Raw genomic sequence first — 22509 nt, 5'->3', positions numbered from 1 at the left:
TCCTGGGGTGCCGGGGCGTCCGAGCGCACCCGAGGACGGAACGGCTCAGCGGCGGACCGCGCCCGCGGTCAGGGCGATGATCGCGACCAGTACCGCCGGGATCGCCAACGCCGTGGTCAAACCGGTGTGGTGGGCGATGAAGCCGATCACCGGCGGGCCGGCGAGCAGCCCGATGTAGGCGATCCCGGTCACCCGCGAGATGGCCCACGCGGCGGGCACCCCCGGGGTGTTGCCGGCCGCGCTGAACGTCACCGGGGCGACCGGGGCCACCCCGACGCCGAACAGCGTGAACCCGAGCACCGAAAGCGCCGGCCACGGTGTGGCCAGCGCGAGCGTCATGCCCAGTGCGGCGATCAGCGCGCCGATCCGCAACACCCGTACCGGGCCGAAGCGTTCCACCACCCGGTCGCCCGCGAACCGGCCCGCCGCCATCGCCACCGACATGCCCGCGAAGCCCAACCCGGCGACGCCCGCCGAACTGTCCAGGGTCTCGCGCAGATGCACTCCGCTCCAGTCGGCCACCGCCCCCTCGCCGACGAACGAGCACAGCCCGATCAGGGCGAGCAGGACCACCGCGCGATAGCCGGCGAGCAGCCGGGCCACACCGCCGATGGTCGGCTCGACCGTCTCGGGCACCACAGCCGCCACGGCCTGCGCGTCCGGCTCCGCCGGCGGGTGCACGTGCGGATCGTCCGCGACGCCCAGCAGCGCACGCGAACTCGCCCACGCCCCGACCGCGAGCACGAGCGCCATCACCGACAGGTGCACCCTGGGCGTGAGGCCCAGGGCCGCGGCGCCGGAGCCGACCAGCGCGCCGAACAGCCCGCCGAGGCTGTACCCGCCGTGCAGGCCGTTCATGATCGGCCGACGCAACTGCTGCTCGATAGCGACACCCTGCGCGTTCGCCGCGACATCGGTGAACCCCATCAGCGCGCCCAGGACCAGCAGGCCGACCGCCAGGGAGGGCAGGTTCCAGGCGAACGCGGGCAGGAACAGCGCCAGACACCCGCCGATCACCGAAACCCGCGCGACCCGCTTGCTGCCCCAGCGTCCGGCGGCGCTGCCCGCGAGCTGCACGGCCACCAGCGCGCCCACCGGCGAACCGAGCAGGGCCAACCCCAACTGGGCGTCGTCGAGCCCCAGATCCTCCTTGAACTGCGGAATCCGGGCCAGGAAGTCCGCCACCGCGGCGCTGAAGGCGAAGAACACCCACAGCGCGGCCCATCGAGCCCGTTGCAGGCGCTCGACGGACAACCGCCCGGTCGTTTCCCCCGGGGCGCTCACACCGCGCAGGAGCCGTCGGCGCACGCGTCGCCGTCGGCCGCCGGCGCGGTTGCCGCCGACCCGCCGCTCTGCTCCCGTACCTGCTCTCGCACCTGCTCCAGGACCTGGAGGAACGTGGACGCCTCCTGGGCACCCTGCACCGCCCACTTGCCCTCGAACACGAACGTCGGCACGGCGGTGACGCCCATCTCCTGCGCCTCGGCGATCTCGTGCCGGACCTCGTCGGTGCCCTCGTCCGAGGCGAGGAAGGCGACCACCCGGTCCCGGTCCAGACCGGCCTCGACCGCGAACTCGGTCAACCGGGCGTGGTCGGCGACGTTCTCGCCCTCGGCGAAGTACGCCGCGAGCAGCCGATCCTTGAGCGCGGCCTGGGCCGGCGCGCCGAACTCGGTCAGCGCGAGCCACAACACCCGGTGCGCGGTCAGCGTGTTCACCGACAGGGCCCGGGTGAAGTCGAAGCCGATGCCCTCGGCGGAGCCCACTTCGGCGAGCCGCGCGTTCATCCCGTCCAGGTTGGCCGCGCCGAACTTCTCGGCCAGTCGCTCGCGCAGCGGCGACGGCTCCGCGGGGGTGCTCGGGTCCAGCTGGTAGGGACGGTACGTGACTTGCACGTCCTCGGCGCCCGGGAACGCGGCGAGCGCGCGCTCGAAGCGCCGCTTCCCGACGTAGCACCACGGACACGCGATATCGCTGTAGATCTCGACCTTCACTTGCTCTCCGGCTTCCTTGCTCAGTGGTCGCGGGCGCTCGGCGCACGGCGGCGTGCGTCACCTCGGGACGCGGGCACCTCGGGTGATGTACGGACGGACGTACCGACGGTCACGGCGACGGACGCACCGAAAAGGAAACATACGTGCACTCGCCAAACATTCCCCAACCGGCCGTATCCGCCGCCCGGACCCGGGCGTAGCCTGACCGCTGCCCGTCGTGCGTCACCCCGAAAACACGTCGTGTCAGCGCGGCGTCATCCCTCGAAGGAGCCCTCGTGGACCAGATAACCCAGTACAAGCGCGCCGTCGACGCGTTCCGCCCGCTGCTCGCCGAGGTGGACGACAGCAAGCTCGGACTCGCGTGTCCGTGTGACGAATGGGACGTACGGGATCTGCTCGCCCACGCCACCGGTGCTCAGCGCGGCCTCGCGGCGGCCCTGACCGGGCCGAGCGAGCCGGTCTCCGAGGACCCCCGGGAGGACTTCGAGGCGGTGGTCGAGACGATCCTGGCGACCTTCACGCCGGAGCGGATCGCCGCGTCGATCAAGACCCCGTTCGGCGAGCGGAACGGCGGCTTCCTGCTCGGTCTGGCCACCGGCGACGTCTTCGTCCACGCGTGGGACCTGGCCCGGGCGCTGGGCAAGCCGACCGACCTGGACCCCGAACTCGCCGAGATGCTCCTGGAGCGCATGCGCGCCACCCTCCCGGACGCCGCGCGCGGTGAGGGTCGCGCGTTCGGTCCGGTGCAGCCGGTGGACCCGGACGCGCCGGCCGCGGACCGGCTCGCCGCATTCACCGGTCGCGCCGTGAACTGAGCCCCGATCGAGCCGCCGGTCCCCGGACATCCCGGGACAAGCCCTACCGGACGCGGCAACTGACGGATCGTCAGGCTGCGCGCCGGGCGGTCGGCGGTGTATGCACGTCAACGCACACCCCCAGTCGATCGGGAGTATCGATGAGCACGTCGCAGCACGAGCACGGCCGGATGGATCCGCCTCGCGTCCAGGAGGTGGCCGACGGAGCGTTCGCGTACATCCAGCCGGACGGCACCTGGTGGATCAACAACACCGGCTTCCTGGTCGGTCCGGAGGGCGTCGTCGCGATCGACGGTTGCGCCACCGAGGCCCGGACCCGGATGTTCCAGGAGACCATCGCCAAGCACACCGACGCCCCGGTGCGCACCCTGATCAACACGCACCACCACGGCGACCACACGAACGGGAACTACCTGTTCGAGTCGGCCACCATCGTGGCGCACGAGAACACCCGGGCCGAGATCCTCAACCTCGGCATCATGGAGGTCGAGGCGATCTGGCCGGGCGTCGGCTGGGGCGGTCTGCGCGCGGTGCCGCCGTTCCTGACCTTCACCGACAGCGTCACCGTGTACGCGGGCGAACTGCGGGCGCAGGTACGGCACTTCGGTCCGGCGCACACCTCGAACGACTCGGTGGTGTGGCTGGAGGAGCAGGGCGTCCTGTACACGGGCGACCTGATCTTCAACGGCGGTACGCCGTTCCTGCTGATGGGTTCGCCCGCCGGCTACCTCGAAGTGCTGGAGCGGATCAAGGCGTTGGGCGCGACCACGCTGGTCCCCGGGCACGGTGAGGTGTGCGGCCCCGAGCAGATCGACTACGCGATCGGGTACACGAACTTCCTTCTGGACACCGCCCGCAAGGGTCTGGAAGCCGGCCTGGACCCGCTGAGCGTGGCGCGCGAGACGGACCTCGGCGAGTACGCGGCACTGTCCGACTCCGAGCGGATCGTCGGCAACCTGCACCGAGCCTATGCGGAGTTGAACGGGGCGGAGCGGGCTGCGTCGATCGACATCTACGGTGCGCTCGGTGACATGGTCACGTTCAACGATGGCAAGCCGCTTTCCTGCTACGCGTGACGGGGGTGGCCCGGCCGGCGCTCGGGTGGCCTTGCGGGTGGGCCTCCGACGCCGGCCGGGCTGGTTCGCCTCATGCGCCGGCGGGGCTGAGTGGCCTCAAGCGCCGGCCGGGCTGATTCGCCTCAAACGCCGGCGGGGCTGAGGTTGCGTTCGGTCGGCGTTGTGCCTTGGTGGGCTGGGTTCGCCTCAAGCGCCGGCGGGGCTGATATGCGCCGGGCTGGATTCGGGTGGCTGGGTCTTCGGTGTCGGATATGTGGCCGGGTCGAGACCTGCACGTTGCCACTCACCGGCAAGCGCTGTGTCCAGCGGATCATCACCGATCTCGCGGTGCTCGACGTGACCGAGCGCGGCCTGCTCCTGGTCGAGACCGCCCCCGACGTCACTGAGGACGAGGTCCGCGCGAAAACCGGCGCCGAAGTACGGACCTGAGCCGACGCGTCGGGAGCCGCCGGTCGCGCGCCGAGCGCTCTCGGCCGTTCGGCGGACGGCGGGCGGCGACTCGGGCTGCGCCGATGTGATCATTTAGCGACGGTGATCATGTGGCGACACCGACACACCGTCGCCGGTCCTCGGTACGTACGGAACAAGGAGCAACAATCGTGAAGTTCGCGACCTTCGACCTGAATGGCTCGATCCTCTCCGGGGTGGTGTCGAGCGCCGGCGACACCGTGCACCCGCTGCCGGCCGGCGAAACGTTGCTCGGCCTGATCGAGCGCGGCGCCCAGGAGTTGCGCGCGGCGGGCGAGCAGGCACTGTCGAAGCCCTCGGTCGCCCTCGCCGACGTGCGGTTGTTGCCGCCGCTACAGCCGCCCACCGTGCGTGACTTCGTGGCGTTCGAGGAGCACGTCGAGGGCGTTGCGATCACCGTGCAGGGGCCGGATGCGACGGTGGTGCCCGAGTGGTACGAACTGCCGACCTTCTACTTCACCAACCCCTACGCGATCATCGGCCCCGAGGACGTGGTGCCGATGCCGCCGGGGTCGAGCGTGCTCGACTTCGAGTTGGAGGTCGGCATCGTGATCGGCCGCGCGGGCAAGGACCTGACGGTCGAGCAGGCGGCGGAACACATCGTCGGCTACACCATCTTCAACGACTGGTCGGCGCGCGACCTCCAGGCCCGCGAGATGCGGGTGGGGCTGGGTCCGTGCAAGGGCAAGGACACCGCGACCACGCTCGGCCCGTGGCTGGTGACCGCCGACGAGTTCGAGGCGTACCGGGACGCCGACGGCTTCCTGGACATCGCGTTGCGCGCGTCGGTCAACGGTGTCGAGATCGGCCGCGACTCGCTGGTCAACATGGGTTGGCCGCCCGCCGAACTGGTCGCCTACGCCTCCCGCGGCACCTGGATCCGCCCCGGCGACGTGCTGGGCACCGGCACCTGCGGCAACGGTGGCTGTCTCGGCGAACTGTGGGGCCTGGGCCGGGAGTTGCCGCCGCTGAAGCCGGGCGACACGGTTGCCCTCACGGTCGAGGGGATCGGGACGCTGAGCAACACGGTGGTCGAGGGCGCCGCCCCGCAGCCGATCCCGGCCGCGCGCAAGCGCCCGCGCACCCGCAGGGACGCCTTCGACGCGTGAGGCGGAGGTCGGGCGGCGAGGCGACTGGCGACCGGGCGACCGGCCCGCGTTGCCAGGCGCCGGGTGACGACGCCGGCCGACGCATAGGGCGCTTCGGAGTCTCCCCGTCCCGCCGGCCGCCCGCCGCGCGCCTGCCCGCCCCCTGTTCGCCGCCCGGCCGCCCGGCTGTTTCAGCTGTTCACCCGAGCGAGCACGGCCGGCACCCGTCGATGCCCCGCCTCGTCGGGTGCCGGGCCGAGCTTCGCGAAGATGTTGCGGTTGTGCTTGTCGACGGCGCCTTCGGGAGGTCGGCGGGTGGGCAGCTACGCGTCGTCGGCGTGATCGTGAACGTGCTGCTCACGGTGTGACGGCCGGCCCGGGTGACGCGCCGTCCTGCCGAGGCTTTTGGAGCGCATCCACCGCCCACACCGTCAGCGCCAGGGCTCCGAAGGCCGCGCCCAGCAGGCACACCGCCGGCCAGCCGGCCGCCGCGTACAGGGTGGTGGAGGCGATCGCTCCGCCGGCGCTGCCGATCGAGTAGAAGATCATGTAGCCGCCGATCAGCCGGCTGCCGGCGTCCGGGCGCAGCGGGTGGATCAGCGTCTGGTTCGTCACGTGTACCGCCTGGACGGCCAAGTCGAGCACGATCGTGCCCACCACCAGCGCCCACAACGACTGGCGGGTGAAGGCGAGCGGCAGCCAGGACAGCGTCAGCAGAACCAGGGCGACCCCGGTGACCCGGTTCGCGTGGCCCCGGTCGCTCAGACGGCCGGCCGGGATCGCCCCCAGCGCGCCGGCGGCGCCGGCCAGGCCGAAGGCGCCGATCGCGGTGTGCGACAGGGACAGCGGCGGCTCGCTCAGCGGGAGGGCGATGCTGCTCCAGAGGGTGCTGAAGGCGGCGAAGATCAGCAGCGCGAACAGGGCCCGGACCCGGAAGAGGCGTTCCTGCGCGAACAGGGTCAGCGTCGAGAGGAGCAACTCCCGGTAGCTCGGCCGGTCGCCACCGGACGCCACGACCCGGTCGTCGTGTCCGCGGGGCAGTACCCGGTACAACGTCCCGGCCAGGGCCAGGGACAACGCAGCGGAGCCGAGGTACACCGCACGCCAGCCCGCCAGGTCGGCCACCGTGCCGGAGACGGTGCGGGCGAGCAGGATGCCGATCACGACGCCGCTGGTGACCACGCCGACGACGCGACCGCGTTCGGCCGGGGCGGCCAGCGAGGCGGCGTGGGCGACGACCGTCTGGGTGACCACGGCGAGCAGGCCCACGCCGATCATCGCGACCAGCAGCGGCGCGGCGTGACCGGCCAGGCCGACGGCGGCGGATGCGACGGCGAGCAGGGCGAACTGACCCACGATCAGCCGGCGACGGTCGATCAGGTCGCCGAGCGGGACGAGCAGGAACAGCCCGAGGCCATAGCCGACCTGAGTGAGCGTGACGACCACGCCGACGGTGCCCGGCGCGAGACCGAGGTCGCGTCCCATGGTCACCAGAAGCGGCTGGGCGAGGTAGACACCGGCCACGGCAACACCGGCCGCGACCGCAAACAGAAGCGTCCGCCCCTTGGAAAGCCCCCGCGGCCGGCCTATCTCCGCCCCGCCGGGCCGTACCGCCTCATCGGCCGCCGCGCCGTCCGCCCGCGCCCTGCCGGTCCACCGCATCCCGTCCGCCTGTGCGTCATCGACCCTCCCTGCCTCGTCGACCCGCGCTCCTTCCGCCCCGGCTTCGCCCGTCCGGACCTCGCCGACCCGCGTCGCCCGATCGCCCCCCGCGCCGGCCGTCCGCGCCCTGCCGGCCCTCACCCCGTCCGCCTCCGATCGGTCCGTCCCCGCCCCGTTCGGCCTCGGAGGGCCCTGCTCGGTCGCTGCCATGCAACGCTCCTCATGCCTCGTCGCCTCCCGCATCTGGTTGCAAGTTGCTACCGGGTGCACGCTAGACGAGCTTGGTAGCATGTTGCAACCAGGGTGGGAGCGGGTGGCCGCCCGACACGAAGCGGAAGGGGTCGGTCATGGTGCAGCGCACACGGTTCGACGAGAGCACCTGTCCGGTGGCGCGCTCGGTGGATGCGATCGGCGACTGGTGGTCGTTGCTGATCGTGCGCGACGCGTTCGACGGGAGCCGACGATTCGGCGAGTTCCAACGCAGCCTGGGTGTGGCCAAGAACATCCTCAGCGCACGACTGCGCACGCTGGTGGCCGGCGGGATCCTGGAGGTGGTCCCGGCGTCGGACGGAAGCGCCTACAACGAGTACGTGCCGACCGCCAAGGGCCGCGACCTGTTCCCCGTGATCGTCGCGCTGCGCCAGTGGGGCGAGGCGCACTGGTTCGAGCCGGCCGAGCCGCAGTCCAGGCTGCTGGATCGACGCCACGGCCGCCCGCTGCGAACCCTGGAGGTACGCGCCGCGGACGGCCGCCGGATCCGACCGGAGGACACGCAGGTGGAAAAGGTGCCGGAGCACACCGAGGCGGACCGGGCGGAGTGAGCCCGGCTCGCCCGATCACCGCTCGGAGATCGACACCAGCCCGAGGCACGTGAGCAGATCGAAGAACAGGTGTTGTACGAACGGGTCCCGCTCGAGGCCGAGCAACTCCAGGATCGGCTCGGCGCGGACCCGGTATCCGGCCGCCGCCGCCCACCGCACCGCCGCCTCGGCCACGCGCGGCCGATCCTCCTCCAGCCACGCCGCGGCCTCGTCCCGGAAGCGGGCGAAGTCGCCCTGCTGCCCGGCCCTGTTCCACCGGTCGTCGGCCAACTGCGTGGCGGCGCTGCCCGGATCGAGCCAGCCCTCCCAGAAGTCCGTCCCGCTCAGCCCCTGGACGTGCGCGACATCGCTCTCGACCACCCCGCAGACCAGCACGGGCGAGCCGGTTCGGGCGGCCAGATCGGTCAGCCAGGGCCCCTGGAAGGCGTACGGGTCCTCGAAGTGGCGCACGTGCACAGCGCGCCAGCCGTCCGCGTAGGACCACTCGCCGTAGACCGGATGTCCGTTTCCACCGACGTAGGGCGCCAGGTCCGGCAACGGCGTCCGTGCGCGTAATACGACGATGTCCCCGTTGAATCCCATGGCCCACCCCTTCGGTCGCGATGTCCGTTGGGGTTCAACGTAGATACCGCGTCCGACAACCGACCGGGTGTCAGGTCCGCGTGCCGACGACCTGCTCCACGGCGCTGGTACCGCTGCCCTCCCGAGACTCCCACTCCCACGTCTCCTCCAGCCGGATCCGACCGTCCGGCAACACCACGACGGCACTGACACAGTGCCCGGATGCGGTGGTGCCGGACCGGTTGAGCTGCGTGTAGCGGAAGTCCAGGGTGTCCCCGTCCCGGGTGCCGATCAGGTGGCCGCGCACGATGTCGCCGCCGCTGTACTCGGCCCAGACCACTCCGTCGGCCTCGTGATACGTGAAGAACGTGGACGCGTCCACCTCACCGTGCTCGGGACGATCGAGCGGGGCGAAATCGAGTCCGTCCAGGGACGGTGCGGGCATGGGGTTCCTCCTGGGTGGTTTCGGGCGATGGAACGGGAGCGCACTCGGGCGCGCCTCGGCGCACCCGCGCGCCCAAGTCTGCTGCAACGCCCCCGAGTTCCGACGCGCGGATACCGGGGCACACGGACGCACCGGCACGGACACCCGGAACGCGCGGCCGCCTCGACGCGAGCAGCGTGGGCGCGGGCCGCCCCGATCGGCGCCGCGGGGCGCGGCCGACGGCCGCGCGGCGGGGCCGGCCCACGCGCCGCGCCGGCCTACGCGTCCGGCAGGCCCTGCCAGCGCCATTTCCCGACCCGGCGCGGGTGGCCCGGGAGTTCGGTACGGCCGGTACACCACAGCAGGGTGGGCCACGGGGCGAAACCGGCGGGGGCGTCCGGGAACATCCGGGCCGGCACCCGGGCGCAGATCCGCGAGTCGGGCTCGTAGGCCAGGTCGAGGCCGGCCGCCAGATCGTGCATGTGGGCCATCACCTCGACCATGCCCATACCCGCGAAGCCGTCCGGATCGGAGATCCCGTACGGGTGATACGCCCGGTCCGAGTCCGGCCGGGTGGCCACCATGGTCGCCAGCAGAGTGCCGCCGGCGCGGACGGCGTGCAACATCGTGCTCGGCGTCGCGTCGTCGTCGGCCTGGATGTCCACCGGGACGTAGTCGTCCATCCGGCCGGACGCGACCTGGCCGGCATACGCGTACAGGTCGCCGACCACGTGTACCAGCGTGTACCAACAGTCCCACTCCAGTCCGCCCGCCCGGCGGGACCAGTCCCGTTCGCCCTCGGTGGCCTCGGCCAATGCCGCGACGGCGCGTACGACCGTCGATTCCAGGTCCTGTGCTGCCTGTGTTCCCATCCGGCGATATATACCGGGGTGGGTGCGAGGGCGCATGTGCGTTTGCGTCAGGATGGGGGTTCTGCCGGCCACCGCGTCCCCGGAGAGAGCGCCATGACCACCGCCGCCGCCGCCCCCACGGCCTTGACCATCGTGCCGATGCGGGCCGAGCACGCCGACCGGGTGCTCGCGATCTATCAACTCGGCATCGACACCGGGGACGCCACGTTCCAGGAGCGCGCGCCGGAGTGGGCGGAATTCGACGCGGGCAAACTGCCGGACCATCGATTCGTCGCGCTCGACCGGAGCACCGGGGCGGTACTCGGCTGGGTGGCCGCGAGCGAGACCTCCAAGCGCGCGGTCTACCGTGGCGTGGTGGAGACCTCGATCTACGTCCACCCCGACGCGGCGGGCCGGGGAGTGGGCCGCGCCCTGCTCGCCGCCCAGATCGACTCCACCGAGGCGGCCGGCGTATGGACCATCCAGGCCGGCATCTTCCCGGAGAACACGGGCAGCCTGGCTCTGCACACGGCCCTGGGCTTTCGCGTCATCGGCACGCGCGAAAGAGTCGGCCGCCACCACGACCGGTGGCGCGACGTAACCCTCCTGGAACGCCGCAGCCCGACGATCGACTGATCCGGCGGCCGCCTGATCCGGCGGCGTCACAGCGGGTCGTCCTCGACTCGGTCGCGGCCTCGGACGCCGGTCGCGGCACCGGACTCCGCGGGGCCATCGGATTCCTCCGCGCTTCGCCGAATCGATCCGGGTGACCCGGTCCTCGGTTCGTCCCACGATCGGCGCAACCCACGGCACACGGGTGCATGCGTCGCCGGTGGGTGTCGGCCCCGAGACCCGGGCCGAATCGTCCGATCACTCCCTCGCGGTTACTCCTTCGGGGGCGCCGATGACATGCGGTTCGTACCGCCTTGTGTTCCGCTGGGACGGGCGCGAGCGATCTCGGGAACGGTCGCGAGCAATCACGGCGGAACCGAAGGCGTCGAACCGAACGCACGACGCCCGTGGTCGCGCCGGGCGAGCCGAGACCGCGCTGCGGCCGAGCGACCGGAACCGCGCCCCGAAGTCTGAAACCACGCCATGCGAAGGAGCAGACCATGCCCGGCGAGACCACTCAGCCCTGCAACTACAGCGTCCAGAGGCCCACGATCAAGCGTGGTTCGACGGGAGACGCGGTCAAGCAGGAGCAGTGCTACCTCAACCACTCGTTGACCGGGGCCAAACTCGGGGAGGACGGAGTGTTCGGTCCGGTGACCGAGGAGGCGACGCGCAGGTTCCAATCGTGCGCGGACATCACCGTCGACGGCATCTGCGGCCCGCAGACCTGGTCGTTCCTGACGTTCTGGGCCAACTCGTCGGACTTCGTCTGCTGAGCCCCCGGCACGCGGGTCGAACGGATCGGGGTGAACGGCGGTTGGGATCCCAACCGCCGTTCACCCGTGTTCTCAGGCCTGTGCCGGTGCCGACTTGGCGACGATCAGCCGCTGGCCGACGTCGATCCGGTTCGGGTCCGGGATGCCGTTCAACTGGACGAGGCGCTCGATCGTCGTCCCGTACTTGCGGGCGATGGCCGTGAGCGTGTCGCCGGACTTCACCGTGTAGAAGGTGTCGTGTGGTGTGGGGGACTCGTTGACGATGAGCCTTTGGCCGGCGTCGATTCGGTCCGGGTTGGGAATGCCGTTCCACTTGACGAGCTGCTCGATCGTTGTCCCGAACATGCCCGCGATGGCCGTGAGCGTGTTACCGGACTGGACCGTGTAATGGGTGACATGCACCGTTTTTGTCGACATGTCGGCCAACTTAACCCGGGTATTCCCTCCTCGCGCGGAGGCGCGTCCGTCCGTGTCGTTCTCATTGCGCCGTGCCGGTGACGGGTCGGGGGAGCGCGTCGGCATGTGGACGCTGTGAGTCATCGGTTCCGTTCCGGGGCCGGGCAGCCGGCACTCCGCCATCCGGACGCCCTGCCACCCGGCCGCTCCGACGCCCGGACGTCGCGCGAGCCGGACGTTCCACAGACCGGCCGCCCCGACGCCCGGACGTCGCGAGACCCCGTCACCGGCACTCCGAGATCTTGAGACTCCGGTACTCGGACGGTTGCCGACGCGGTCCTCCCGGGGCGCGATCGTGCGGACGGTATGCGCCATGCGGCCGTGTCGCCCGGCGTCGTTCCGCAGCCGACGGTCCGTCAGATCCTGGGTCCGGTATGCCTTGACCTCTTCGGCGCGCGGTGAATAATCGACATCGTTGTAGTGATCAAGGATGTGGAAGTTCGGCTTGGGGTGGGCCGGTCCGGTGCGCGGCGAACACACCTCGCGGCGGGCCGTCCGCCCGGAACGAGGAGACGGTACATGCGCGCGATCCTGCACACCGCCACGGGCGCCGAGATCCGGGACGACGTCACCGTCCGTGACCCGGAGGCCGGTGAAGTCCTGGTGCGGATCGTCGCGACCGGGGTCTGTCACAGCGATGTCAGCGTGCTGGAGGGCGTCATCGAGTGGCCGACGCCGTCCGTGCTCGGACACGAGGGCGCCGGCATCGTGGAGAAGGTCGGTGCGGGAGTCGGTTCGGTGGCGCCCGGCGACCACGTGGTGATCACCACGATCGCCGCGTGCGGGATGTGTCGGCATTGCCAGACCGGACACCCCAACCGCTGTCGGCAGACGCTGGGCAACCGGGGCACGCCGTTCGCGATCGGCGACGAGCCGGTGTGGAACTTCGCCGGCGCGTCCACCTTCGCCGAGCTGACCCTGGTCAAGGAAATCCAGTGCGTGACCATCCCCAAGGACGTGCCGCTGACCTCCGCGTGCCTGGTCCCGTGCGGCGTGGTCACCGGCGCGGGTGCGGTGCTCAACCGGGCTAACGTACTGCCCGGCCAGACCGCGGCCGTGATCGGCCTCGGCGGGGTCGGCCTGTCCGCCGTCCAGGCGCTCCGGCTCAAGGGCGCAGGCCGCGTGGTGGGCATCGACACCGTGCCCGGCAAGTTCGAGTTGGCCGGCAAGTTCGGCGCGACCGACTTCGTCAAGTCCGGGAAGGGCGTGGACGTCGCGGACGAGATCCGCACCCTCTTCCCGTTCAGTGACGAGGTCAAGGTCGGCGTGTTCGGCGCGGGCGGCGTGGACTGGATCTTCGAGTGCACCGGCATCCCGGCCGTGCTGGAGAACGCCATGGAGGCGCTGGACTGGGGCGGCACGCTGATCGCCGTCGGCCAGCCCGCGCAGACCGCGACCGCCAACATCCGGATCGCCAACCTGCTCCAGTGCGACCGGGGCATCCTGGGCACGCGCGCCGGCGGCGTGCGTCCGCACGAGGACATTCGGGCGATCGTCGAGCTGTACCGCCAGGGCAAGTTCGACCTGGACGCGCTGGTTTCCAAGGTCTACCCGGTCGACGGCTTCCACGACGTGCTCGACGACATGCACAACGGACGGATCGCGCGCGGCGTCATCGCGTTCTGAGGCCCGCCCGGACCGGACCGCCCGGCCGGATCGCCGATCCGCCCGGCCCGCCCGCCGGACGCGGATCGCCGATCCGCCCGGCCGCCCGAGAGGACCGCCCGACGCATGACGGACGACACTCGATCCGACCCGGACACAATCGCGCCCGGGGCCGAGCCCTCGCGTGGAACCGGATCCGAAACCCCGCCCGGTGACGGGCCCTCGCTCGGGTCCGAACCCGCGACCGGGGACGACCCTCCGCCTGCCGCCGGCAACTGGGGGCGCTGGGGCGCCGAGGACGAACGCGGGGCGCTCAACCTGATCGAGCCCGCCGGGGTCCGGGCCGCCGCCCACGAGATCCGGACCGGGCGGTCGTACTCGCTCGCCCTGCCCATCGTGCGCGGCAACCAGCCCGCCTTCGACTTCCGGGGCACGCCGCAGCGGCTGACGCTGGTGAGCCAGACCGACGCGATGTACGAGGGGTTCGAGGGCGGCGACGACGTCGGTTCGAACGAGGACGTGCTGATCATCCCGTCGCACAACCTCACGCACATGGACGCGCTGTGCCACGTGCAGGCCAAGGGGCGTTTCTACAACGGCTTCCCGGCCGACAGCTTCCGCTCGCACACCGGCGCCGGCCGCTGCGGGATCGACAAGCTCGGCGCGTTCGCGACCCGGGCGGTGCTGCTCGATCTGCCGCGGCACTTCGACACCCCGTACCTGGAGGGCGGATACAAGATCACCGGCGCCGATCTGGCCGGGTGCGCCGAGCGGCAGGGGGTCGAGGTCCGCTCCGGCGATGCACTGCTGGTGCGCACCGGCTACCTGGACGAGTACCGGGCCACGGTCGCCTCGGGCCGCGAACCCGCCTTCGCCCAACCCGGTCTCTCGCTCGACGCGGTGGAGTACGTTCGGGCCCACGACATCAGCGTCGTCGGCGCGGACAACAGCGCGATCGAGTGCATTCCGTTCGATGATCGGTTTCTGTCGGTACACATCGCGTTGCTCGTCGAATCCGGTGTTCCGCTCCTCGAACATCTGTGGTTGACCGAGCTTGCCGAGGCCATGGCGGAAGCGCACGCCTATTCGTGTCTGTTGTGTGTCGCCCCGCTTCCGGTCACGGGCGCAACGGGGAGCCCCATCAATCCGGTTGCCATTGTCTGATCGTCTGACGACTGACATAGTCCATGGGCAGGTCGTCTCGGTCTCGTTTCCTCCGTCGGGACCGAGGCGACCGCTTAGGCCGGACGCATAACCGGGCCACCGGGCCGGGCCGCATAGCGGCCGTAACAGGGCCGCTCGCCCGCTCGCCGCGGATATCAATCATGTCTGATCACACCCGATCACGAGTGTGCCGCGCGTGTACCGCTGTGTACCGCAGACGTCGCCGTGCGCTGATCTCGCCGAACCGAAGCCCCGTTCGTCGCTCATCCGCCAATGCGACCTTTGGTCGCGATGTGCGCCGGGTTCGGAATCCGATCCGAGTTATGCACGTTATCGCACGGTATTAAATTGACGCAGTCAAGGACTGCTATCATGGTCGGGTGAACTCCACCGAAAACGTCGAAGCGATCCAGCGGGCGCTGGAGGCCCTGCTTCGGCGCCACGCCAGCCGCCGAGTGTACGCGGGCCAGGCCGCCGCGGCGGGCGCGACCATCTCGCAGCCCGCCTATGTGCTGCTGCGCCGCATCGAGAAGCAAGGCCCGCTCCCCATGGGGGAGTTGGCGCGCATGACGAACATGGACCCGGGCGCGACCGCGCGCCAGGTGGGCCAACTGGAGCGGGAGGGCTACGTACGGCGTTCGCCCAGCCCGGACGACGGGCGGGTCAGCCTCGTCTCGCTCACGCCGCGCGGCGACTCGGTCCGACGCCGGCTCAACGACGTCATGGATCGACGGATGAGCGAGATGCTCGACCGCTGGAGCGACACGGACCGCGAGACGTTCGCCACGCTGTTGCAACGATTCGTCGAGGAGATGGCCCAGGGCGAGATCCCCGCGGCCGTCGAAGATCCCGCCGTGTGAGTACGGCCGAGGTCGCCTGACTATTCGTCATATTCCAAATTGCCAGGGCTTCTTGTCGGAGACACTCGACAAGAAGCCCTGGCTATTTGCCGGTCGGCGCACATTACCGGGTGGAGCACCTCCGGTACGGTCGCCGATTTGTGGCGGCGCCCCCTCGGCCTCCTATCGGCGTATCGCGTATCCGACCTCTGCCACCTCGAACCGGGGAAGTCGAGGATCGGAACCCCTGCTCGACGTTGTTTCCGCAGCTCGACTTCACATTCGCAACCCCGACGCGACCGACTCCGCGGTGGATGTGAGGCCGGGATTCGGTTCGGGGACGACGTGTCGGCGCCGTCTCGCGCGCCACGAGGCATGCCTATCCGGTGACAATCGGTGCGCCTCCTGCGCGATGTGCGACGAATGCGGACTGAGCCGGTGTGTCGTCGCGGTGGGTCGTCCCGGAAGCCGCCGGCCACACGGCACGACTCGCCGCCCCGGAAGCCGCCGGCTACACGGCACGACTCGCCGCCCCGGCCCGCCCATTCCCCGCCCGCCTGAGGGCGAGATCTGCGACGTCGCAGTCGTAGCGCGCGGACGGTGTCCGGCCTGCGTGTGGTCGCCGCGTCATCGTCGCGCTTCGATCGGAAACGGCGGTTCCGCCCGGTCCGCCACCGGGCCCGGCAGGCAGTCGACCCGTTCGAGGTCGGACGACATCGCGAACCACGCGGGGCCGGTCGGCGGTTGGACGGTGGCCAACGTGCCTTCGTCCACCGCCCACAACCCCATGAGCAGGCCCGCCGGCCGCTTCGCCGCGTCCTCGACACCGATGTATCCGACACGTCGGTGCAGGATCGGCGGAGGGGGCCCGAGGATGACCAAGTCCATTACTCGGCGGCCCTGGCCGTCTGACGAACGCTGATGCCCCGTCGTCCGCTTCGGTGGGCGACGGGGCATCCCATCCACCGCGTACGGTCGGTGCCGGTCTCTTCGCCGGCCCGGCCGCAGAGTTGCGACGCGTCCTTGTACGCGAGCGCTTCGGTCACTGCGCCGGCGTCTGCGGTCGGTAGAGGTAGAACAGCTCGGGGTCGCCCTCGTCGAGGCCGTGGAGAAGGCCGACCGGACTCCATCCGGCCTTTTGGAGCAGTCGCTGCATCGGCTGGTTGGAGACGTTGGTCGACGTGAAGAGCTTCGGAGTCGTACACGAGGCAGCCGCGGCGTCCAGCAATCGACAACCGACTCCTTTGCCGCGAGCCGATGGGGCCACCATCAACAGCGTGAGGAAGCCCTGTTCGAAGAAGGTGTGCTCGACCACGCAATAGCCGAGCAGGCCGGACGCGTCCTCCGCCACGACCGCCAGGCCCTCCCGGCACCACTTTCGGATGCTCGCCTGCCGTCCGGTGTCGCCTTCGATCGCAACCGTGTCGATCCCGATCAGCGCATCCGACTCCGACTCACTCGCGCGGCGCACACCGAACCCGCCGAGGTCCACTGCCTTGTCCATGAGCCCATGCTGCCGGCTCGCACCGGGGGCGGATCGCATGGCGGGAAGCCACCGCGCGGGCGTTGGCAGCGTTGATCGTCCAGCACCGTCGGACGAACACGGGGGCACGTTGTGACCATGGTGCTTGAGACGTTCGGGGCCAAGGCCGGTTGGCCGGTTCTCCGCGAGCAGTGGGCCCGCGACGTCGTCGGCGGTGGCCGGCGGGATGGACCCCTTCCCTTGACCTGACGTGCCCCGACGGGCACCTGCTGCGGATCACCGCCCGGGGCGCCCACGCCTCCACGAGCGCCCCCGCACACTCCCGCGCACGGGCGTCGCCCCGCTCTGGTAGGCAAGTCCCCACACCCCCGGGCAACCCCGCCGCAAAGGAGCCGCTCCGCCATGGACACGTACGGGAACGCGAACACGTTCGGCGGCCTGCCCGTCGCTCGCCTGAACGACATCCCGAACCCGAAAGCCACCTGGCTCGAAAACGCTCGCGCAGGCGGCCCCCAGCCGCTGCCGGCCGCGGACAAGGCCGCGTGGTCGCTGCGGATCCCGCCGTACCGGGCGGCCGAGACCTTCCCCGAGCACTTCGCGCGCTTCGTCGCCACGGTCGACACGACAAGAGTGAGCGCGCTGATCATCGGCTGCTGGGGGGAAAGCAACGAGAGCTCAAGCGTCGCCGTCAACGAACTGGTCGCCCACGCCGACCGGTTGCCCGCGCTGCGCCACCTGTTCTTCGGCGACATCTGGAGCGAGGAGAACGAGATCTCCGGGATCCAGCAGAGCAACGTCACGCCGCTGCTGCGAGTGTTCCCCGCCCTGGAGACCCTGATCATCAAGGGTGGTTCGATGCTCATCCTCGAACCTGTCGAGCACGCGGCGCTGCGCACCCTGGAGTTGCAGAGCGGCGGCCTCCCGGATGACGTCGTGCGCGCCGTCGGCGCGTCGGTGTTCCCCGCCCTGGAGACCCTCGAACTGTGGCTCGGCGTCGAGGAGTACGGCGGCGACGCCACCGTCGACGACCTGGCCGGCATCCTCGACGGCCGCGGCCTGCCCGCGCTCACGACACTCGGTCTGATGAACAGCGAGATCCAGGACGAGATCTGCGCCGCCGTCGCCTCGGCCCCGATCGTCTCCCGCCTGCGGACGCTCGACCTGTCCATGGGCACGCTGGGCGACGAGGGCGCCGAGGCGCTGCTCACCGGGCAGCCGCTCACCCACCTCGAACAGCTCATCGTGAGCCACCACTTCATGACCGAGCGGATGTGCGACCGGCTGGCGGAGGCACTGCCCGGCGTCGTCCTCGGCCTCGAGGACGTCGAGGAGGAGGACGACCCGGACGGACCCGAGGTATGCCGATACGTCGAGGAGTAACCGGGGTACCGCGCGGATGCGGATTCCGGATGATCCAACGGCTCCAGGCGCGGCGGTAGGCCATACTGATGGCCGGCTGCCGCGGGGCAGGTGGGAGCGTCCGGAGGGTGCGTGAACGGCGGATCTGTTCGACGGTGGACCACTGCGGTTGTGGCTGCGGTGGTGCTCGCGCCCGCGCTCGTCGCGTGCAGCGACGGGGAACACACCACCCGCAGCACGGAAGCGTCACCGGGTTCCGGCTGGGCGGCGGGCATCACACCGGAGTGGATGAGCAGGCACATGGGCCTCCCGGTACCGGGCACGGCACGGTCACCGGAGGCCGCGTACGAGAGCACCTCCCGCTTCGACACGGGCCTGCTCACCTTCACGCTGACTCGGGCCGAAGCGGACACGTACCTGAAGAAGTACCCCCCCGAAGAGCGAGTTGCTGGAGCCCATAGCCGCCGTTGCCGTCCCACCACACGACTTCGCCCACTTCGGCCTTCCGGAGCCGGAGACGCTCAAGGACGGCATGCGCTACGGCTACGTCTGCCCGGGCTCGGACACGAACGGACCGAACGCGCTCCCTTCCGGAGTTCCCGAAGCGTACGACACGTCCGAGAAGCGCTGCGTCAAACTGTATGTCCACGCGTATGCACCGGACCGCACCCGCTTCTACCTGAGGGCTCACTACCAGCCCGGGAACGGCCCGGCCCGACCGAGCCCCTGACCCCGGCGCGAGGGACACTTCGAGATCCGACTCATGCCGCACGGCGCGGACCTCTGGATCAAATGCCCTCTTATGCGAGGCCGGAGAAGTCGAGGTTGCCGACGGTGAGGCCGGCGTTGAAGCCGCCGTCCAGGTTGATGTTGACGCCGTTGACGAAGCCTGAGGCGTCCGAGCCCAGAAACGCGAGTGCGAGGGCGACATCGCGGCCGGTGGCGAGTCGGCCGTTGCCCTGGGAGATGTTCCAGTCGATCACCTTGTCGGAGATCGTCTTGCGGAAGTCCGGCAGCAGTGGGGTGTCGATCGGCGACGGGCACACGCTGTTGATCCGCAGGCCCTTCGCGGAGGCCGTGCGGGCGTAGTGCATCGTGTAAACCTGGACGAGTTCCTTGCTGTAGCTGTAGGCGTCACTGCCGAGTTCGTTGCTCGCGAGCCATTCCTGCGCGGCATCCCAGTCCTCGATCGCGATCAGTTGCTTGATCGCCTCCAGGTGGGCAGGCCACGAAATGCCCGCGATCGAGGCGGTGTTCACGATGGCCGCGCCCTCGGGCAGGGCGTTCTTGGCCACGAGTGCCTCGGTCAACCGGCGCAGCGAAAGGTAGTTGATCGCGAACACGGCGGGTGCGGGCAGGGTGCCGGCCACGCCCGCGTTGTTGAACAGGGCGTGCACCGGGCCCTCGATCGCGGCGACGGCGGCGTCCACGGACGCGGGATCGGACAGGTCCGTCCGGATGAACGTCTGCGCCGAACCGGTCGGCTCGTTGACGTCGAGCACGGTGATGTGCTCGGCACCCTGCTCGGCCAACACCTCGACCAGGGCCGCCCCCACACCCGAGAAGCCCCCCGTGACGACAACGCGCTTACCCTCGAACCCGAACGGGTTGGTCATGGTGGAGTCCCCTCGTGACAGTGTTTGACCAGACCCTAGGGATCGCTCCTTGATCTGGTCAACAATCCGCTGGGTGGCTGGGTGGCTGGGTGGCTGGGTGGCTGGGTGGCTGGGTTGCTGCGTATCTGCGTCGGTGGGTCGTTGCGTCGGTGGCCGTGCCGCCATCGCTGGGTGGGATCCGGGTGGGCGGTCGAAGACGCCGTCGGGCCCGGTCGTCCGCCCGAAAGTTACGCTTGACCATGTCAAGGAATCGGCCTACCGTCCCAGAGTGATCCGATTTGCCATCCGCGACGGCGTCGCCGTCATCACGCTCGATCGACCCGACCTGCTCAACGTGTTCTCCGGAGGGATGGGCAACGCGTTGGGGGACGCCTACGCGCGCTGCGATGCGGACGATGCCGTGCGGGCGGTGGTGCTGACCGGTGCGGGGCGGGCGTTCTGCGCGGGCGCCGACATGTCGCCGGCTGCGGACACCTTTGCGGGGCCGGGGGAGAGGTCGGGTTCAGGGGAGAATTCGGGATCGGGATCGGGATCGGGATCGGGGGCGGGGGCGGGGCCGGAGTCGAGGCCGGGGCCGGGCGTGGGACCCCGTGCGCGGGCCTTCAGCGCGTCGCCGGTGCAGCCGCCTGCCTGGGCGGTGCGCAAGCCGGTGATCGCGGCGATCAACGGGCACGCGATCGGCATCGGGTTCACCCTGGCGATGCAGTGCGACATCCGGATCGTGGCCGAGGACGCCAAGTTGGCGATTCCGCAGGTTCGGCGCGGGATGGTGCCCGATGCCCAGTCGCACTGGACGGTGCCGACCGCGACGTCGCGGGCGGTGGCCGCCGACATCCTGCTGACCGGGCGTACCTTCCGCGGGAGCGAGGCGCTCGCGCTGGGGCTCGCGTCGCGTGCGCTGCCTGCGGCCGAGGTGCTGCCGGCTGCGATGGAGATCGCCCACGACATCGCCACCAACGTGCACCCGGTGTCGGCCGCGCTGACCAAGCGCCTGTTGTGGGCGGATGCCGGCCGGGACGAGGTGGAACGGCTGGAAACCGCGTACCACCGCATCCTGATGGGCACCGACGACGCGCGCGAGGGCCCGCGCGCCTGGTCGGAACGGCGCGCGCCGCGCTGGAGCGGCACGGTCACCGGCGCGTGGGACCGTGTACGCGAAGCGGAATCCGCGGAATCCTCTGTACAGGAGAACAAGTGACGCCCCCTCAGCTCGATGTCATGGCAGCCGGCCTCACCCTGCGCGGCATGCAACGCGCCGCAGCCGCCACCGAGCGGGCCGGCTTCGACGGGCTATGGCTCACCGAAGGCGGCCGCACCGCGTACACCGCGGCGACCGCCGCGGCGCTGGCGACCGAGAGCCTCACCGTCGGTACCGGCATCGCGGTCGCGTTCGCGCGCAGCCCGATGGTCACCGCGTCGGCGGCCTGGGAACTGTCCGAGGCCACCGGCGGCCGATTCGTCCTGGGCCTGGGCACCCAGGTGCGACCGCACATCGAGCGGCGCTACTCGGCCGAGTTCGACCGACCGGGGCCGCGACTGCGCGAGTACGTCGGCGCGCTGCGGGCGATCTGGGCGGCCTTCCGAGGCGAGGAACGACTGCGCTTCAAGGGCGACTTCTATCAATTCACGCTCATGACACCGGAGTGGACGCCGGGTGGCTCGATCGCCGACCCGCCGATCTACCTGGCCGGGGTGAACCCGTGGATGTTGCGGATGATCGGTGAGGTGGCCGACGGCCTGCACATCCACCCGCTGCACAGCGTGCGCTACATCCGCGACGTGGTCCGTCCCCAACTCGCCGCCGGCGGCGCGGCCGAGGACTTCGCGCTGGTCTGCCCGGTGATGACCGCGACCGGCGACACCGAAGAGGAGATCGAGGCCGAACGCGCCAAACTGCGCATGCGGCTGGCCTTCTACGGCTCGACGCCCGGCTACGCCAAGGTCTTCGAGACGCACGGCTGGGACGACCTCCAGCCCCGCCTGCACCGCCTCTTCGGCGCCAAGGACCGCGCCGGCATGGCCGCCGCGATCGACGACGAGGTGCTGGACACCCTGACGGTAAGCGCCCCGTGGGACGGCCTGGCGGAAGCCCTGATGAGCCGATACCGCGGAGTCGCCACGCGCGTCGTCGCCTACTCGGCGGTGAGCACCTGGCGCGAGGACACCGAGTCGGTCGAACGCTGGACGGAGGTCGCCTCGGCTTTCCACGACCTGGGGTGAGGGTTGGGGGAGGGTGCGGGGTGCGGGGTGCTGGGTGCTGGGTGTTGGGCAGGGTGCTGGGCGGGGCCGGGGGCCGGGCTTGGGCTGGGATCGGGGTTTCGGCTTGGGTCGGGATCGGGGTTGCGTCCGGGGCTGACCCTCGGGTCGCAGCTGATCGGGGTTGCGTTCGGGGCTGACTCTCGGGTCGCCGGCTGCCGGGGTGTGAGGTGCGGGATGCCGCCCCGGGTGGGTCGGGCGTTCTCGGCATGCGGCCGCAACTTGGTCGGGTCGGGCGCGGGTGGCTTCGTGCTAACCGGTCGGCGTGGTCCGGCGGAGATCGACCCGGTCCCATGTCACCGGCGGTCAGGAGCCCTGTGTTCTCCGGCGAGACTCAGGCCTCGCCTGCGGGAAAGGCGCTGGCAACGGCGGAGCGGGAGGGCGGCCCGGTCAGGTCCGGCGGGGAACCTCCCCGAGTGGGTGGGCAGTTCGCGGCGCACGTTGCGTCTTGGTCGCGTCGGGCACGGGTGGCCTTGTGCTACTGACGTTTTCGCCGTGATGTCGTGGACGGTTGAAGATCCCTGCGGTATGCCGTGGATATGCGGTATGCGCAGGGTGGTGGGTTGACTTCGAAGGAACGGGC

At 70.6% G+C, this 22509-nt stretch carries 23 protein-coding genes and 1 pseudogene; 14 read left to right on the top strand and 10 right to left on the bottom strand.

The features are described from left to right. Window positions 1–45 precede the first annotated feature (45 nt). Window positions 46–1284: an MFS transporter gene (locus ACIBM5_RS21930; RefSeq protein ID WP_396008385.1), complete on the bottom strand. Its 1239-nt coding sequence runs from the start codon at window positions 1282–1284 to the stop codon at window positions 46–48. Next, the gene (locus ACIBM5_RS21925) at window positions 1281–1994 is read right to left on the bottom strand and encodes a DsbA family oxidoreductase (protein WP_396008384.1); all 714 of its coding nucleotides are present in this window, start codon (window positions 1992–1994) and stop codon (window positions 1281–1283) included. Before ACIBM5_RS21925 ends, ACIBM5_RS21930 begins: the two co-directional genes overlap by 4 nt. 275 nt (window positions 1995–2269) lie before the next feature. Between ACIBM5_RS21925 and ACIBM5_RS21920 the strand changes: the two genes are divergently transcribed. The 4 genes and pseudogenes from ACIBM5_RS21920 to ACIBM5_RS21905 all read left to right on the top strand — a co-directional run bounded on the left by ACIBM5_RS21920 (window position 2270) and on the right by ACIBM5_RS21905 (window position 5462). Continuing rightward, a complete protein-coding gene (locus ACIBM5_RS21920) occupies window positions 2270–2809 on the top strand; it encodes a TIGR03086 family metal-binding protein (RefSeq protein ID WP_396008383.1) in 540 nt (179 codons plus the stop codon). A 140-nt stretch (window positions 2810–2949) separates the two neighbouring features. Further along, window positions 2950–3885 carry an MBL fold metallo-hydrolase gene (locus ACIBM5_RS21915; protein WP_396008382.1) on the top strand — a complete coding sequence of 312 codons (936 nt, stop codon included), beginning with the start codon at window positions 2950–2952 and terminating at the stop codon, window positions 3883–3885. A 264-nt stretch (window positions 3886–4149) separates the two neighbouring features. Then, a pseudogene (locus ACIBM5_RS21910) lies at window positions 4150–4314 on the top strand (succinyl-CoA--3-ketoacid-CoA transferase); the annotation flags it as partial. Window positions 4315–4484: 170 nt separating this feature from the next. Next, a complete protein-coding gene (locus ACIBM5_RS21905; RefSeq protein ID WP_396008381.1) occupies window positions 4485–5462 on the top strand; it encodes a fumarylacetoacetate hydrolase family protein in 978 nt (325 codons plus the stop codon). 336 nt (window positions 5463–5798) lie between these two features. Here ACIBM5_RS21905 and ACIBM5_RS21900 read toward each other — a convergent pair whose 3' ends face one another. After that, window positions 5799–7103: an MFS transporter gene (locus ACIBM5_RS21900; protein ID WP_396008380.1), complete on the bottom strand. Its 1305-nt coding sequence runs from the start codon at window positions 7101–7103 to the stop codon at window positions 5799–5801. Window positions 7104–7450: 347 nt separating this feature from the next. On the opposite strand from ACIBM5_RS21900, the gene ACIBM5_RS21895 reads away from it, so the two are divergent. Then, on the top strand, window positions 7451–7924 hold the full coding sequence (locus ACIBM5_RS21895) for a winged helix-turn-helix transcriptional regulator (protein ID WP_391584827.1): 474 nt from the start codon (window positions 7451–7453) through the stop codon (window positions 7922–7924). Window positions 7925–7939: 15 nt separating this feature from the next. On the opposite strand, the gene ACIBM5_RS21890 is transcribed toward ACIBM5_RS21895, so the two are convergent. The 3 genes from ACIBM5_RS21890 to ACIBM5_RS21880 all read right to left on the bottom strand — a co-directional run bounded on the left by ACIBM5_RS21890 (window position 7940) and on the right by ACIBM5_RS21880 (window position 9781). After that, complete coding sequence (locus ACIBM5_RS21890) at window positions 7940–8506, bottom strand: hypothetical protein (protein ID WP_396008379.1); 567 nt, start codon at window positions 8504–8506, stop codon at window positions 7940–7942. A 70-nt stretch (window positions 8507–8576) separates the two neighbouring features. Beyond that, the gene (locus tag ACIBM5_RS21885; RefSeq protein ID WP_396008378.1) at window positions 8577–8930 is read right to left on the bottom strand and encodes a hypothetical protein; all 354 of its coding nucleotides are present in this window, start codon (window positions 8928–8930) and stop codon (window positions 8577–8579) included. A 257-nt stretch (window positions 8931–9187) separates the two neighbouring features. Continuing rightward, the gene (locus ACIBM5_RS21880) at window positions 9188–9781 is read right to left on the bottom strand and encodes a hypothetical protein (protein WP_396008377.1); all 594 of its coding nucleotides are present in this window, start codon (window positions 9779–9781) and stop codon (window positions 9188–9190) included. Window positions 9782–9874: 93 nt separating this feature from the next. On the opposite strand from ACIBM5_RS21880, the gene ACIBM5_RS21875 reads away from it, so the two are divergent. Then, window positions 9875–10396 carry a GNAT family N-acetyltransferase gene (locus tag ACIBM5_RS21875; protein ID WP_396008376.1) on the top strand — a complete coding sequence of 174 codons (522 nt, stop codon included), beginning with the start codon at window positions 9875–9877 and terminating at the stop codon, window positions 10394–10396. 476 nt (window positions 10397–10872) lie between these two features. Further along, the gene (locus tag ACIBM5_RS21870) at window positions 10873–11148 is read left to right on the top strand and encodes a peptidoglycan-binding protein (RefSeq protein WP_396008375.1); all 276 of its coding nucleotides are present in this window, start codon (window positions 10873–10875) and stop codon (window positions 11146–11148) included. 72 nt (window positions 11149–11220) lie between these two features. Here ACIBM5_RS21870 and ACIBM5_RS21865 read toward each other — a convergent pair whose 3' ends face one another. Then, entirely contained in the window at window positions 11221–12141 is a 921-nt protein-coding gene (locus ACIBM5_RS21865) for a LysM peptidoglycan-binding domain-containing protein (protein WP_396008374.1), read from the bottom strand. On the opposite strand from ACIBM5_RS21865, the gene ACIBM5_RS21860 reads away from it, so the two are divergent. The 3 genes from ACIBM5_RS21860 to ACIBM5_RS21850 all read left to right on the top strand — a co-directional run bounded on the left by ACIBM5_RS21860 (window position 12124) and on the right by ACIBM5_RS21850 (window position 15233). After that, complete coding sequence (locus ACIBM5_RS21860; protein WP_391584833.1) at window positions 12124–13230, top strand: alcohol dehydrogenase catalytic domain-containing protein; 1107 nt, start codon at window positions 12124–12126, stop codon at window positions 13228–13230. The genes ACIBM5_RS21865 and ACIBM5_RS21860 overlap by 18 nt on opposite strands. Before the next feature lie 105 nt (window positions 13231–13335). Then, a complete protein-coding gene (locus ACIBM5_RS21855) occupies window positions 13336–14373 on the top strand; it encodes a cyclase family protein (protein WP_396008373.1) in 1038 nt (345 codons plus the stop codon). Between the two features lie 380 nt (window positions 14374–14753). Then, window positions 14754–15233: a MarR family winged helix-turn-helix transcriptional regulator gene (locus tag ACIBM5_RS21850; protein WP_020555350.1), complete on the top strand. Its 480-nt coding sequence runs from the start codon at window positions 14754–14756 to the stop codon at window positions 15231–15233. 606 nt (window positions 15234–15839) lie between these two features. Here ACIBM5_RS21850 and ACIBM5_RS21845 read toward each other — a convergent pair. Both ACIBM5_RS21845 and ACIBM5_RS21840 read right to left on the bottom strand, forming a co-directional pair. Continuing rightward, window positions 15840–16100 carry a hypothetical protein gene (locus ACIBM5_RS21845; RefSeq protein WP_396008372.1) on the bottom strand — a complete coding sequence of 87 codons (261 nt, stop codon included), beginning with the start codon at window positions 16098–16100 and terminating at the stop codon, window positions 15840–15842. Window positions 16101–16254: 154 nt separating this feature from the next. After that, on the bottom strand, window positions 16255–16716 hold the full coding sequence (locus ACIBM5_RS21840; protein WP_396008371.1) for a GNAT family N-acetyltransferase: 462 nt from the start codon (window positions 16714–16716) through the stop codon (window positions 16255–16257). Between the two features lie 381 nt (window positions 16717–17097). Here ACIBM5_RS21840 and ACIBM5_RS21835 point away from each other — a divergent pair, with 381 nt between their 5' ends. After that, on the top strand, window positions 17098–18075 hold the full coding sequence (locus ACIBM5_RS21835) for an STM4015 family protein (protein ID WP_396008370.1): 978 nt from the start codon (window positions 17098–17100) through the stop codon (window positions 18073–18075). A gap of 424 nt (window positions 18076–18499) precedes the next feature. Further along, a complete protein-coding gene (locus ACIBM5_RS21830) occupies window positions 18500–18784 on the top strand; it encodes a hypothetical protein (RefSeq protein ID WP_396008369.1) in 285 nt (94 codons plus the stop codon). 70 nt (window positions 18785–18854) lie between these two features. Here ACIBM5_RS21830 and ACIBM5_RS21825 read toward each other — a convergent pair whose 3' ends face one another. Continuing rightward, entirely contained in the window at window positions 18855–19670 is an 816-nt protein-coding gene (locus ACIBM5_RS21825; protein WP_396008368.1) for a coniferyl-alcohol dehydrogenase, read from the bottom strand. Between the two features lie 268 nt (window positions 19671–19938). On the opposite strand from ACIBM5_RS21825, the gene ACIBM5_RS21820 reads away from it, so the two are divergent. Both ACIBM5_RS21820 and ACIBM5_RS21815 read left to right on the top strand, forming a co-directional pair. After that, window positions 19939–20868 (top strand): enoyl-CoA hydratase/isomerase family protein, encoded by a 930-nt coding sequence (locus ACIBM5_RS21820; protein WP_396008367.1) that lies wholly within the window; start codon window positions 19939–19941, stop codon window positions 20866–20868. Continuing rightward, entirely contained in the window at window positions 20865–21890 is a 1026-nt protein-coding gene (locus ACIBM5_RS21815) for a TIGR03617 family F420-dependent LLM class oxidoreductase (protein ID WP_391584843.1), read from the top strand. The genes ACIBM5_RS21820 and ACIBM5_RS21815 overlap by 4 nt, the downstream gene beginning before the upstream one ends. The last annotated feature ends 619 nt before the right edge of the window (window positions 21891–22509 follow it).

The organism is Embleya sp. NPDC050493, assembly GCF_044458105.1.
Classification (GTDB): domain Bacteria; phylum Actinomycetota; class Actinomycetes; order Streptomycetales; family Streptomycetaceae; genus Embleya.
The sequence above is the reverse complement of the archived record's forward strand: the minus strand, read 5'-3'. Positions and strand labels throughout refer to the sequence as shown.